This is a genomic window from Salinimicrobium gaetbulicola, assembly GCF_042676025.1.
Taxonomy (GTDB): Bacteria; Bacteroidota; Bacteroidia; order Flavobacteriales; family Flavobacteriaceae; genus Salinimicrobium; species Salinimicrobium gaetbulicola.
The window spans coordinates 154,552-169,939 of record NZ_JBHTJP010000035.1 but is presented as its reverse complement, the minus strand read 5'-3'; the positions used below and the strand labels follow the sequence as shown (position 1 = coordinate 169,939).

6 protein-coding genes are annotated in these 15,388 nt (G+C 39.6%); 5 read left to right on the top strand and 1 reads right to left on the bottom strand.

What is annotated here, in order from left to right; all coding sequences use genetic code 11:
- Positions 1–262 precede the first annotated feature (262 nt).
- Positions 263–3,847: a metallophosphatase gene (locus ACFQ1G_RS10025; RefSeq protein WP_380739162.1), complete on the bottom strand. Its 3,585-nt coding sequence runs from the start codon at positions 3,845–3,847 to the stop codon at positions 263–265.
- A gap of 187 nt (positions 3,848–4,034) precedes the next feature.
- Here ACFQ1G_RS10025 and ACFQ1G_RS10020 point away from each other — a divergent pair, with 187 nt between their 5' ends.
- The 5 genes from ACFQ1G_RS10020 (at position 4,035) to ACFQ1G_RS10000 (ending at position 15,319) form a co-directional block, all read left to right on the top strand.
- Positions 4,035–6,818, top strand: coding sequence for a helix-turn-helix and ligand-binding sensor domain-containing protein (locus tag ACFQ1G_RS10020; protein WP_380739160.1), 2,784 nt, complete (start codon positions 4,035–4,037; stop codon positions 6,816–6,818).
- A 241-nt stretch (positions 6,819–7,059) separates the two neighbouring features.
- Positions 7,060–10,080: a SusC/RagA family TonB-linked outer membrane protein gene (locus ACFQ1G_RS10015; RefSeq protein ID WP_380739158.1), complete on the top strand. Its 3,021-nt coding sequence runs from the start codon at positions 7,060–7,062 to the stop codon at positions 10,078–10,080.
- Between the two features lie 11 nt (positions 10,081–10,091).
- Complete coding sequence (locus ACFQ1G_RS10010) at positions 10,092–11,570, top strand: RagB/SusD family nutrient uptake outer membrane protein (RefSeq protein ID WP_380739156.1); 1,479 nt, start codon at positions 10,092–10,094, stop codon at positions 11,568–11,570.
- 12 nt (positions 11,571–11,582) lie between these two features.
- The gene (locus tag ACFQ1G_RS10005; RefSeq protein WP_380739154.1) at positions 11,583–13,676 is read left to right on the top strand and encodes a PKD domain-containing protein; all 2,094 of its coding nucleotides are present in this window, start codon (positions 11,583–11,585) and stop codon (positions 13,674–13,676) included.
- A gap of 11 nt (positions 13,677–13,687) precedes the next feature.
- A complete protein-coding gene (locus ACFQ1G_RS10000; RefSeq protein ID WP_380739152.1) occupies positions 13,688–15,319 on the top strand; it encodes a glycoside hydrolase family 16 protein in 1,632 nt (543 codons plus the stop codon).
- Positions 15,320–15,388: the final 69 nt, after the last annotated feature.

Sequence of the window (15,388 nt, the reverse complement as noted above, 5' to 3'; positions counted from 1 at the left end):
TTAAGTTGGTGTGAGAAGGCCGGATGAAACATCCGGCCTTCTTTTTTTAAAAAAAAGACATAAAAATTTCATTTTTATGCTTGAAGTGTAACTCATGTTACAGTCGCAACCCTTTATTGATGGTATCTTTAAAGGGTGAATTAAAAACATGATCTAATCCCCACCCCCGACAATTTTTAGGTTAAAATGTGATTCCTGTTTTTCATGATAGAGGGTGGTAAGGGCCGGCAAAAATAGCGTTTTCGCCGGCTCTTGTTATTTTCTAATATTTGAAGTTGACTGTAAAGGTAAACCGTCCGCCATCTCCGCCCTGGTAATATCCGAAGTTTGCTGTTAAAGCATAAAAGCCGTTCACCCAGAAGGATCCCCCGTAGTTATTATGCCATTTTCCTGAAGTATCGTCATCAAGCCAGACCCTTCCGTAATCGAAACCTGCACTTATTCCTACAATCAATGGAACGAAATCTGTTCTGATCAATCCCAGGGCAGTTCGCAGATCGGTACTGTGATAGAAGGAATATTTTCCGTTGAATCTGTGGTTGCGGTATCCTCTCAGACTTCTGTTTCCACCGAGAGTCGCAGCGTGATAGAATTCAAATTCATCTCCCACCATTACAGTTCCTCCCAGTTTTGTTGCAAATACAGCAAAACCGCTTGGAATGAGTGGATAATCAATTGAAAAGGAGGGTTTAAAATATCCGAACTTATTGTCGTACTCATCAATATTCTGTTTATAACCTGCAATTAGATCTAAACGGGTTCCCAGGCTGGGATATGAAGGATTGTTCTTGTTTTCGAAGGCGAAATGGCTTTCAGCACCGGAATAAACCTGGAGGTCAAAAATGTCATTTTCGGGAGAGAAGTTATCGGCTAAAAAAGAATCTTCCGCATAACCTACTTTTACACTTTCCAGAACCGGACCTGCAGAAAAATAGGCTCCGGATTCACTTCTCCAGTTCAAGCTGGGACTGAATTCGTATTGTTCGAGCTTCACGCGATTATATTCCTTATCAATTTCGTCCCGGTCAAAAGTAGTTTCATTTCCTGAGCCAAAATAATTGATGAAGTAATTCGGGCTGGAATACCGACCTTCCAACATTAAATTCCATTCGTAGAGTACATGAGCAAATTCCGCCGAAGCATTGATCTCATAACCACTGCTGGCGAAGAAATATTGAGCGCTCAAAATGTACTGGCTGGTGAATGGGTTTTGGATCAGCCCATACCGGGTATAGATATCTTTTATTCCTACCGTAAGCCCCGCATCTGTAACCCAATCCAAAACAGGGATTACTTTATTTTCACTGTATTTTCTTTTTTTATAATGAAAGTGGTTGATGTCATATGAATCTACCAGCCATTTTCGGGAAGAAGACTTAGTAATGGTGCTTTTAGTGCTCTTAAAGTCGTAAAGTTTGGCCTTCTTTGAATTATCAAAATCATAAGTATCTTCATCAACCCCGCCCAGAACTTTTAATTTAATAAGATCATCTCCCTTGCCGTCTATCTTAAAGGTATCATCGCCCTGAAGGCCGTAGATCCAGATCTCTTTAGTTTCAGAAGAGATATAATCCTCGTTGAAGACATCTCCCTTCTCATTGCTGATCTTGACTGTCGTTATCCCATTGGGTTTTCTGGTTATAAGGAAATGATCGTTTTCCTCGGTCCCTGTAATGCTCTGGAATCTTCTGAAATAGTCGTAATAATCCCTGGTGATCGAGAGAAGATTGTCTCTTCTTAATTTCAGATTTTTCCTGATCTCAGAGATTTCTTCGTTACCGGTCACTTCCTTCGGAAGGGTTTCAAATGCATTGTCAATAGATTCATCTGTGAGATTTTCCTGAATATAGGACACTTGTTCCTTCCATTCATTCCAGTTTGCGTTGGAGATAAATCGCTGGTCCATTGGATATCCTGAAAGATTGAACCATTTGGCATTTTTGAGCTCTGCATCATAGCTCTGCATCTTCCGAAGTAAAGGTACTACAGACTTCAAAAGTGGAAATACCAACCCGTCATATTTTGGAAAAGCATGATCTCTGTCCCGCGGGATTGGTAAATACCTTTTTTTGCCATTTTCATTATACCGTGCCCAGCGCCATTGATCGCTGTGACGATCCCAGTCGCCAATAAGCATATCGAAAATTCGAGCTCTCAGATAAGCTTCCTGGTCAACGTAAGAATCTTTGGTCTTCCGCAGTTCCAACAGTAGATCGGCTGTGCTTATTATATTATCGGGAGATCCAAATGTTTCAAATTCCTTGTTTTCGTCTCCAACGTGTTCTTCGAACATATACAGAGCATTCCCGTAATCTTCATTATAAATGCCTAGATCCTTCTGTTTTGGGAGGTAAAAGAGCTCAGGATTGGCGTGAAGAATGTCCAGGTCTTCAGAAAGTTCATTGACCGCGAAAGGGGCATATGGATGGGCGGTAGTGAAAAAATCGGCAACAAAACGCTGGGCAATGGTATTTTCAAGAAAATCTCCAACAAAATTTGTCTGAATGATATCTGCCTGCAGATACCTAATAGGATCTTTTCTCATAGCCCGAAGGGTGAACTCGTTCTGAGTATCATTTATTAGGCGAAGACTTCTAGATTGTTGACCACCCCCTTCTGCAATGGGTTCAGGGTTTTTCATCAGAGAGTCGAGATACAATACCTTAGCTTCCACCGGCTGACTGTATACCTCCCGGTGACGTTTTCCCCAAAGACCTCTATAAAGGGCATTTTTTGATGTCTCTTGGGTAGTATAGATTGAAGAAGTGGCCTTTTTTAACCTTTTTCCTGGAAATTCCACCTCCAGTTCCTTGAATTCGATCCTTTCCCGGGGAATTGAGTGGGCATAGACCAACACCGGTTTTCCCTCCTTTATTTCAAAAAATTGGACCGCGGAAGACAAATCTTCAAAAACAGTAAGTTTAGCGAAGCCTTTTTCGGAAGAAGCAAAAAGTCCGTCCTTTTTTACTTTAGCCGGATTTGTTTGTGATGCAGCACCACTTATGATCTGTGGATTTCTACCGTTATGCAAAAATTGCAGATTATTGTGATTTCCGGAAACAAAGATCACATCCTCAAAAAGGCTGGCCAGGGTTTCCAGTTTTCCTTTGAGTTCTTTTTGTCGGGCACTTTCAAAATGAGCAGGAGAAGCTCCTGTTACTTTATTGAAAAAAGGGATCGAAGAATTGCTCATAACCGGGTGATGGACGGCAACAATTACCAGTTTTCTCTGGTAGTCTTTTAGATCGTCCTTGAATTCGGTAAAGAATTCTTCCCTGGTCTTGTAACTACAGTTGGTATTCATGGTGGGATGTTCATCCCAATCTTCTAAAAACCATTGCGAGTCGACACTTACAATTTCAATATTTTCTGAGATCGATTCATTTTCTATAGGGCATCCGTCATCAGGCCAAAATTCAGAATTACTATTATGCTGTAGAAATGATTCCAGGTCATCAATACTTTCTGGCGCTGCCATATTCCATTCATTCACTCCGGGAGTAAAAAATACTTTTCCGTTAAAATTTTTAAGTGGTTTAAGGAGATCTTTTCGAAGAAATTCACGCTGCGCTTCTCTTTCAGGGCCTTCTGCGGGAAATCCCTTTTCATTGGTAATGTTGCCCACTAAGAGTAGGCTTGAAGAATGGTCTTTTTGCGACTGCTCTGTAATGTTTCTAAGTATATCTGTTTGCGTGCTGTTACCTGTGTTGGCAGTAATATAAAAGGAATGAGTTATTTTTTTTCCATGAAAAATACTGTCTTGGCCCAGGACGGGCATGGCAAGTAAAAAGAAAAGTAAAAGGGTCAATAAATTAAGATTTGGGATTTTTCCTTTTATCTTATTCATATGCGAACTTTAGAAGTTGGATCTTATTTCAGGTATTTCCGACTCAATTTCACAAAAAATGGGCGCTCGCACGAAAATTTAACGCATTATAACAATTCGGAAAAGCTTTCCCTAAAAGTTTTCATAAAGGGAAATTGAGTTTATATTTGTCTGAAACCCTTTAACTATCAATTCAAAACTTACATATTTGCGTAGACTTCTATTATTTCTTTTGCTTTTTCCTATTGCGATGGTCGCTCAGGAATTACCGCCTGTAATTAATTACAGTCCCAATGATTATGAAGCGGGAAACCAGAACTGGATGATCTCGCAAGCTGAGAACAAGAACGTCTACATCGCAAACGGCCTTGGACTTCTGGAATATACCGGTGCGAAGTGGAATTTATACCCGGTTCCTAATAATACTATTGTGCGAGCTGTAAAGGTGGTACGTGATAAAATATTTACAGGGGCATATATGGAGGCCGGATTTTGGGAGGAAAATGAATTCGGAAATCTTGAATACACCAGCCTGATATCAGATTTCCCAGAAGGAGTCAAGGACGGTGAGCAATTCTGGCATATTGAAAATATTGAGGGTACTGTTATCATTCAAAGTTTTGACGGGATATACTTATATGATATCGATAAGGCAGAAGTTATATCTCTTGGTCTTCCAAAAGGATTTCCTGTTACTAGTTTATATAAAGCCGGCAAGAGCATTTATTTTATAATTCCTGAAAAAGGAATTTATACCCTTGAAAAGGGGGAGCCTAAACTCATAATTCCTAAGGAAATATTGGGGGATAATGAGATTATTCAAATTTTTGAGGAAAACGAGAATCTCCAAATCGTAAATAGGAGAGGGGAGTTTTTCCAATGGGAAGAAGGGGTGTTGAAGCAATTTAATTCTTCACTTACCGAAAAGCTTGGTGGAATTAGTGTTTTTTCCGCATTGAAACTTTCCGACACCACTTTTTTATTAGGTAGCGTAGAGAACGGTATTTATCATGTGGATATCAATGGAACTATTCTACACCATGTTAAGCAGGAAAACGGACTTCAAAATAATACGGTATTAAATCTTTTTCTGGACAAGGATAATAATGTGTGGGTGGCACTTGATAATGGATTAAGTATTTTAAATGTTAACTCTCCCTTTAATCTTTACCAGGACAATGTTGGCAAAATTGGCACCGTTTATACTTCTTTCAGGCTGGAGGATTACTTATACCTGGGCACAAATCAGGGGTTGTATTACAGGCAAAGTGGAGAAGCTGATTTTACTTTTGTTGAAGGCACCAATGGGCAGGTTTGGAGCTTACAGCTCGAAGGCGGTGTTTTGTTTTGCGGTCATAATAATGGAACTTTTGTAGTAGAAGGAGCGAATGCCAAAAAGATTTCAGAGCGATTGGGAACCTGGACGGTGAAAAAATTGTTAGACCGGGAGAATACCTTTGTCCAGGGACATTATAATGGCTTTAGCTTTTTAAAACAAAATGAAAATGGATTTGAAGATCTTCCAATGGTTATTGATTTCCCTCATTCTTCCAGGCACATTATTTCTGAGAAGAATGGTGATCTTTGGATTGGAAATGAACATAAAGGGGTTTTTCAACTTAAATTGGGAGATTCGCTTAGGTCAATAAAGGAACTTAAGAATTATAATTTTCCCGAAATAGTGGGTATCACCTCCAGTATTTTTAAGTTCAACGAGTCTATTTATTACGCTGCCAAAAGCAAGCTTTTTACATATGATCGCCAAAAGCTGGAATTTACCACAGGCGATGCTTTGGCAAAGGTTATGGATAGATTAGATCTTGTTTCTGGCCGGGTTGTTGTTTTGGATAAAGAGATCTGGACATTTACTGAAAATGCCCTGGTTAAAATAACGCCCTCAAGTCTTAAATCTGGCTATACTTCAGAATCAGTTTTCATACCACGCGCGTTACGAAGCACTCCTGCCGGTTATGAAAATATTTCAAAGCTTGATGCAAATACTTATCTATTAGGTCTTGTGAATGGTTATTTGATCTTTGATGGCAGGTTTCCTGCAGAATTCAATGACTTTGAGGTAAGGATCGACAAGATTTCTAAAGCGGTTTTAAATGAGGATTCTCATCCTGTAAAGTTAGACCGTGTAGCTTCCCTTGATTTTCAAGAAAATAATATTCAGTTTCATTTTAGTATTCCTGAATATGATAAGTTTATTTTACCTCTTTATAGCTATCGTCTTCGGGGTTTAAGTTCCCGCTGGAGTGATTGGGAGACAACTTCTTCCGCAACGTTTGAAAATCTTCGATTCGGAGATTATGAATTTGAAGTAAGAGGTAAAGTAGGTGATGAGGTCACTGAATCTTCGGTATTCAATTTTGAGGTAGAAAGACCCTGGTACCTCAGTAATTATGCAGTGGTTGTTTATATAGTCTTTTTCTTACTAGTAGTATTCCTGGTTCATTTAGCCTACAAAAGGCACCATAAAAAACGGGCCATGGAAAATGAAAAGGCACTAAGGATGAAAAACCTGGAAGCAGAGCAAAAGATTATTAAACTCCAGAATGAACAACTTGAAAAGGAAATGGCGGGTAAAAGTAAAGAATTAGCAGTTTCTACTATGAGCCTGATTAAGAAAAATGAATTTCTTTCAAGTATAAAGGAGAAACTGAAAGAGTCTGAAGGATCCTCACAGGTAGAATCTGTCATAAAGACCATTGATAAAGACATAAGCGACAAGGACAACTGGAAATTCTTCAAAGAGGCGTTTAGTAATGCCGATAAAGATTTCTTTAAGAAGATCAAGGCTAAACATCCTGAGTTAACATCGAATGATTTGAAATTATGTGCTTATCTAAGACTTAATTTAACCTCTAAAGAAATAGCTCCACTTCTTAATATTTCCGTAAAAAGTGTGGAAGTAAAACGATATCGATTGCGTAAAAAAATGGACCTTCCTAGGGAAATTAATCTTGTAGATTATATTTTAGAGATTTAGTACCTATACAATTGTCTCGTATAACTCTACATTAACTATACAACTTCTTATAATCTTCATATTGATTGGCTTGATTTTAATCCTTGTTCTAGCTTAAAATCCCTGTTTTGCTGGGGGAAACGAGCATCTTAACAACCGATTAAAAGATATTTTACTCCTGTATATTTTTTGTAAAGGTGCTTTCGGTTCAAAACAGAAAATATTCTGATAATTTAGTTAACGAAATTTAACAATCAGTCACATGAAGAAATTTAAATGCCTTTTAATTGCTCTTTTTGGAGGATTTTTGTCACTGCACGCTCAAACGATTTCGGTTGAGGGGAATGTAACTGACGAAAGTAGTATGCCTTTATTGGGAGTAAACGTTTTGGTCAAAGATCAAGCGAAGGGAACAGTAACAGATTTTGATGGAAACTTTAGTTTAGAAGTTTCTGCAGGAGATGTACTTCAGTTTTCCTATGTGGGGTTTGAACCCCGCGAAATAGTTGTCAAAGACAACACCTTTTTAAATGTAGTTTTACAAACAGATTCAGAGTCTTTAGCTGAAGTAGTAGTAATTGGATACGGTACTCAGCAACGTAAGGATATCACTGGTTCTGTATCGGTAGTTTCTGAAGATGTTTTTGAGGAACTAAATCCTATTAAAGTAGAGCAAGCTCTGCAAGGTACTGCTGCCGGTGTTAACGTTTTACCTTCTTCAGGTTCTCCTGGTGCAGGGATCAGCATTAACATTCGTGGTATTGCATCAAACTCTGTGAATGAACCATTGGTGCTAATCGATGGATATCAGGGAGATCTTAACACCTTGAATCCAAACGATATTGCCTCTATTTCTATTCTTAAAGATGCACAGGCTGCCATTTATGGAATCGCCGGTGCGAATGGTGTTGTACTGGTTACAACAAAAACGGGTAAGAAAAATACTGCCCCAACAGTGAAATATGACACTTATATGGGGATCCAGGAAACTACTCGAAAAATTCCTCTTTTAAATGCTACCGAATATGCTTTAATTCTTAATGAAGCATATGCTAATAATGGGGAAGAGCTTCCTTATCCAGATGTAAGTGCACTTGGAAAAGGAACCAATTTCCAGGATGAAGTATTTGATACTGCACCTCTTTATAGTCACTTTTTGAGTTTATCTGGAGGTACAGAAAAGATCACTTATTCTGTAGGTGGTTCTCACTTATTTCAGGAAGGTATTGTTGGATCTGATAAATCTGACTTTACAAGAAGCACAGGACGTTTCAGTATAGGAGTTGAGTTCTTTGAAGATTTGAATTTTACAGCCAATAGTGTTTTTACAGATCTTAACAGACGTTCACTAAATGAAAATGGTCTTGGTTCGGTTCTTTTTAACGCATTAAATATTGCGCCTACTTTTGGAATCAACGATGAGGATACTGAAGGTATTCTTGGGAATGAGATCATCAACCCATTATCTCAAATTGAGAATACATTTAATGACTATAACCTGAAGAGACTTAATGGTACTTTCGCTTTAGAATACAATCCTATAGAAGAACTTACTTTTACTTCAAGGTTTGGTTATAGCCTTGCTAACAGTAAAGGGAAAACATTTTTCCCTATTATAGAGTACGGCCCAGGGAAAGTATTTAACAATGCTCGTAGCCAGGTAAATCAAAACAGGATAAATGATAATAGCTATACGTTTGATTTATTTGGTACTTATGAAGATACGTTTGACGAGGCGCACCACGTTACATTAACTGGTGGTACGACAGTTATCAGAACATACGGTGACGGTTTATCTACAACCGGTTTTGATGTGCCTAACAACTCCTGGGACTTTGCTGATATAAGTTTGGCAAGAGGTGCTAGTGATGCACAAACCAGCGGAGGTTATGTATATGACATCAGAAAACTTTCTTTCTTTGGAAGATTGCAGTATGATTACAAAGGAAAATACCTTGTTTCAGGAATGTTAAGACGTGATTCTTCAAACAATTTTAGCCCTTCTAACAGAGTAGGATATTTTCCTTCTGTTACAGGAGGTTGGGTTGTGTCTGAAGAGTCTTTCCTTCAGAATAGTGACGTCATCGAATTCCTTAAGTTTAGAGCCAGTTATGGTACTCTAGGTAATGATAATACGGGAGGAAGTCGCTATTACCGCAGTTTATTAAGCGGGGAGGCAACTTATGTTCTTGATGGCAAATTGATTAATGGTACTGCGCTTGGTACTATTGCAAATCCAAATGCTCAATGGGAGGAAGCTGAAAAGACTAACATAGGTATGGATCTTCGTCTTTGGAATAATATGATAGATATTTCTGCTGATGTATTTAGAGAAGACCGAAACAGTCTGCTAATTTCCGGAATTCCTGTTTCAGGAATCTTTGGAGGAGGTGCACCGGGTTCTGGGGCGCCAACTATCAACGCTGGTACCACTAGAAACCAGGGTGTTGAATTTGCTATCAAATATTCTCAGGTGGTAAGCGACGATCTTGATTTCAATATCTCATATAACGCCATGTTCCTTGATAATGAGGTGATTGAAGTGCGAGGAACCGAATTTCTACCAGGAGGTCAATTTAGTGTTGGTCAACCACAGCCTTCAAGATTTGAAGAAGGTTTCCCAGTAGGTTATTTCTACGGGTACAAGACTGATGGAATCTTCCAGACTCCTGAAGAAGTTGCCGCTCACCCATCTCAAACGGCTCTTGGTGCTGTATCAGCTCCCGGAGACCTTCGTTATGTGGATATCAATGGAGATGGTGTGATCAATACAGAGGATCGTACTAATATTGGGGATCCAATTCCAACTGCTACAATGGGTCTTAACCTTAATGTTAATTATGGACCTGTTGATTTAGTTGCTTACACATTTGCATCTATAGGAAACGATATGGTAAGGAATTATGAGAGAGCGCAACCTAATGTGAACCGTCCGGCTTTTATTTTGGACCGATGGACTGGACCAGGTACCAGCAATACTGTTCCTAGAGTAACAACTGGAGCTACCACTAATTTAGCCTTCTCAGACTATTATGTTGAAGATGCTTCTTTTGCGAGAATCCAGACTGTTCAGTTAGGATATAGCCTGCCAGGTGATGTACTTGAAAAAATTGGCATGAATAGATTACGTGTTTACGCCGCGGTAAACAACCTTTACACCTTTACCGAATACAAAGGATTTGATCCTTCTGCTACCGGTGGAGCTGCCATAGGTGGTGGAATTGATTATGGATTCTATCCGTTACCACGTATCTATCAGGTTGGTCTTAACCTTAACTTTTAAAAAATTGCAACATGAAGAAATATAATTTGAAATTTAAACCCCTTTTATTGCTTCTTGGGCTAACTCTGTTCTTTGGTTGCTCAGAAGAGTATTTGGATGAAACTGCAGAATATACCGAAGATTCTGAGAATTATTTTAATTCTGAAAAAGACTATCTAAACGCTCTTATTGGGGCGTACGATATCCTCCAGTCAACTTACGTGAACGTTTTACTTGGAGAGATTGCCTCAGATAATACCCTGGCAGGAGGAGAAAGTGCAACAGACGTTATAGGATTCCAGCAAGTGGATGATATGACACATACACCTGTTAATGATAACCTTGACGACGTATGGGACTGGAACTTTGCCGGAGTGCAAAGAGCTAATTACATATTGGAGTTTAAGGATAAAACTGAATTTCCTGGAAGGGAAAAGATCATAGCTGAAGCTCGCTTCTTAAGAGCATATTTCACTTTTGAACTAGTTAAGTGGTTTGGTCCTATTCCTTTAAAAGGTGACCAACGCTTTAACCTTGGAGACGAAAAAACGATTCCTCGTGCTCCTGTAAGCGAAGTTTACGCCCAAATAGTATCAGATCTTCAATTTGCTGTTGAAAACCTTGATTATACTGCGCCTCAGGTAGGCCGTGCTACCAAAGGTGCCGCCCAGGCACTTCTTGGAAAAGCTTACTTATACCAGGAGGAATTCCAGAAGTCAGCTGCGGTATTGACAGATCTTATCAATAGCGGGCAATACCACCTTCTTGGAACCCAGGGAAATGAAGAGTATACTGATCTTTTTGAATTTGTAGGAGAAAACGGTCCAGAGTCTGTTTTTGAAATTCAATATTCTGGTGCAGAAGGTGCTGGTTTTGATTGTCTTCAGTGTAGTGAGGGTAACGTAGCAGTTGGATTCCAGGGAGTAAGAAACTATACTGGTCCATTGTATGAATCAGGTTTCAGTTTTAACGTACCTGTACAGGAGGTGTATGATGCCTTTACTGAAGATGATATCAGGAGAGACTATTCGATACTTGACATTGAAGCTTGGGCTGCAGAAACCGGAGCTTCCTATGGTGAGGGTTATGAGCATACAGGTTACTTTAACCGTAAATACATCCCTCGTAAGAATGACAACCAGGGAGATGCGAATATTACACAGCCGAATAATTATCGTGCGATCAGATATGCTGACGTACTGTTAATGGCTGCGGAAGCTCTTGTAAGAGGTAATATTGACGCTGACAGAGCTGCTAGATATGTTAGTATGGTAAGAGAAAGAGCCGGATTGGTGCCGGTCACTGCTCAAGGTGCATTACTGGAAATTATCTATGCTGAAAGAAGATTAGAATTGGTTGGTGAAGGCCACCGTTTCTTTGACCTCGTGCGTACGGGAAGAGCTGCTCAGGAGATCGATGGCTTTGTGGCCGGAAAACATGAGTTGTTCCCAATCCCTCTTGAAGAAATTGAATTTTCACAAGGAAACTGGAGTCAAAACCCGAACTACTAAAAAATGAGTCACATGAAAAAATATTTTAAAATAATCTTATCAGTCTTTATCACTTTGGCCATAGCTGCATGTGATATGGATGATGATAGTTTGAATGTAGACCTTGAAGGATTGGCCGCGCCATCTGATCTAGGAGCTACGTTCCAGATCACCCAGGATAACTCTGGAGTGGTGACAATAATTCCAACCGGAAGTGGTGCAACACAATACTCAGTTGATTTTGGAGATGGTTCTCCATCTGCTGATGAGATCAAACCGGGAGAAACCGTAACCCATGTATATGCTGAAGGTGATTACGATGTGGTAGTGACTGGTACTAACCTTGCAGGAAAAACCGGTCAAGGCACACAGCCTTTGACAGTTTCCTTTAGACAACCGGAAAACCTGGAAGTTGTGATTTCAAAAGGTACTGATGGTTATTCTGTTACGGTTTCGGCTTCAGCAGATTATGCTGCAATGTTCGAAGTTTATTTCGGAGAGGTTGAAGCCGAGGATCCAACACCGCTTATGATAGGTGAATCTGTTACACATACCTATGCGGAAATCGGTACTTATGACATTAAGGTAGTAGCCCTGAGTGGTGGTTCAGCAACTGTTGAATATACAGAAACTGTGGAGATGACAGGTCCGGTACCGGCTCCTACTCCTAATAAGTTACCTGAAAGTGTGATCTCATTATTCAGTAATGCTTATACGAATGTCCCGGTAGATATGTGGATAACTGATTGGTCTCAGGCTGAACTTGAAGAAACTGATATTGAAGGAAATGATGTCAAGAAATATTCTAATTTAAATTTTGTTGGAGTTATAACAGAAAGTACTCAGATTGATGCAACAGGAATGACTCATTTCCGTACTGATATTTTCTCTCTTGATGCAGAAACCTTTAGAGTAAAACTTGTAGACTTTGGACCTGACGGAGCGTGGCAGGGTGGAGATGATGTTGAACACGAGGTTGTATTTGAAAATATTCCTCAGGGAGAATGGGTGACCCTAGATATACCTCTTGAAGATTTTACCGGTCTTACTACTAGAGCAAATATTTCCCAGTTGATTTATTCTGCTGCACCAGCAGGTGAGACTACTGTTCTTGTTGATAACGTATTCTTTTATGATGACAGAGTACAAGTGCCAACTTCACCTGTTATGGCCGCTCCTACACCAGTACATGTTGAGGCAGATGTGCAGTCCATATTCAGTGATAAATACACTGATCCTGCAGGAGTTAACTATTTCCCTAATTGGGGTCAAACCACAACCTATGAAATGGTTTCGATTAACGGAAATTCCGCGATAAAATATGGCAATGCGAATTATGAGGGAATTGATATCGGTGAGTCTTTAAATTTAACAGGATTTGATTACGTACACATTGATGTATGGTCTGGAGATTATACTTCAATTCCATTCTTCCTCATTGCTCCTGGACCAATAGAAAGAAGCGTAACCTTGGATTTAATGCCAAATCAGTGGAACAGTATTCAAATACCACTGTCTGAATTTACGAGTCAGGGTCTTGATGTAAGCGATATATTCCAGTTCAAATTTGATGTGACAGCTGCTCCTGGAGGTACATTTTATATTGACAACCTTTACTTCTCTTCTGCGAGTAATGCAACTACCGTTACATTACCGGTGACTTTTGAAAACTCTTCATTGACTTATTCTTTATTACCTTTTGAAGGGGCAGAAACTGCAATTGAGGCTAATCCGTACCCAGGAGGTATAAACCCTAGTAGCACAGTAGTTAAATTTACAAAAACTGTTGATTCCCAACCTTGGGCAGGAGCCACTCTAGAACTTGAGGCGCCGATAGACTTTTCTTCTACTACGAAAATCAGTGTAAAAGTATATTCTCCTAAAGCCGGGATTCCTGTATTGATGAAACTTGAAAATAGCAACGATAACAATATCAAAAGTGAAGTGTCTGTAGTGACCTCAAAGGAAAATCAATGGGAAGAGTTAGTCTTCGATTTCTCGACAGTAGGAATAGATACCGCACAGGAGTTTGGAAAAGTGATCATGTTCTTTGAGTTTGGAGATGGTTCCATGCTGCCTGGAGATGGAACTGTTTACTATTACGATGATATTCAACTCATAAATTAAAAAGTATTCAAATGAAAAATAATCTAATAAACATAGCCCTTTCAGTCTTCATGCTGGTATTCTATACCAGCTGTGTGGATGACGATTTTGAATTCGGCGAGCTTACCACACCATCCAATCTCAGCGTTTCTGCTGAGGTTGTTGGACAGAGTGAAGAAAATCCATTTGGAGATGGTACAGGAGAAGTGATTTTCAATGCCTCTGCAGATGGAGCCATGACCTATAAGTATGTTTTTGAAAACGGAAGTTCAGTAATCACCCCTAGTGGTGTTTATTCTCACAGTTTTTCACAAACAGGAACCAAAGTTTATACCGTTAATGTTATCGCTTATGGGCCCGGTGGAACTGCCAGTTCAATGACAACCGAAGTGGAAGTACTTGTTACGTATGAGCCACCACAGGATCTAATTGATAAATTAGTTGGTAAAGAGTGGCGTATTAAGTCAGAAGCTCCTGGCCATTTTGGATTAGGACCTGTAGGAGGTGTTGTACCTAATGAGTGGTATGGTGCCGGACCAAATGACAAAGCAGGTAGAGGTATGTATGATGATCGTTATATCTTTAGTGAAGACGGTACTTTCACCCATATTACAGATATTAACAGTGGAGATGATACTGGAACTATATTTGGAAGAACCGGTTTAATCGATGAGATAGCTTCATGTTCAGATTGTGTAATCGAGTCTGATGGAAATGATATTCTTAATGTGCCATATTCAAATTATAGTGAAAATTGGTTCATTACGGCTCCTGGAGGTGCAGAAACTATAAATCTTACAGGGAACGGATTCATTGGCTATTACGTTGGTGGAGATCATAAATATGAAATTTGGGATCGCTCTGGAAATGAATTGCTTCTTAGAACTACAGATGGAAGAGGAGAATTAGATTGGTGGTTCCTTCTTACTTCTGAGCCAGAAGGCGGAACTTCAGAACCTGAAGAGTTTCAAAGCCAGTTTAACACCCTGCTATGGGAAGATAACTTTGATGCGGCTTCATTAGACACCAATACATGGAATATAGAAACCGGTAATAATAACGGTTGGGGTAATGAAGAAGATCAGTACTACACAGCAGATAACGTAACCGTACAGGATGGTAACCTGGTTATCACCGCCAAAGCTGAAGCTTTTAATGAATATAATTTCACTTCAGCCCGAATCACTACAAAAGGTAATTTTGATTTCACTTATGGTAGGGTTGAAGTAAAAGCTCAATTGCCTTCCGGCGGAGGCGTTTGGCCTGCTATCTGGATGTTAGGAGCCGACTTTGACACTGCTGGTTGGCCTGCTACAGGTGAGATCGATATTATGGAATATAAAGGCAATGAGCCTAACGTAATTCATGGATCGCTTCACTTTCCTGGGAATTCAGGAGGTGACGCCGTGACTGAGTCCACCACTGTTGCCAATGTTGAATCTGACTTTCATCTGTATTCGGTGGAGTGGACTGAGGAGAAGATAGTTTTCTTGGTAGATAACGTAGTGTATCATGAGTTTGCAAACTCTAATGACGTTCCGTTCAATAAAGATTTCTTTCTTATCCTGAATGTAGCCATGGGAGGAACCTTTGGAGGTGATATCGATGCCAACTTTACAGAATCTTCTATGGTCATTGACTATGTGAAGGTATTTCAAGAATAATTATTAGCCCTAGACTTTGTTAAAATCCGGGGGAGCAAATTGCTCCCCTGGAATTTAATTGCCCAAATT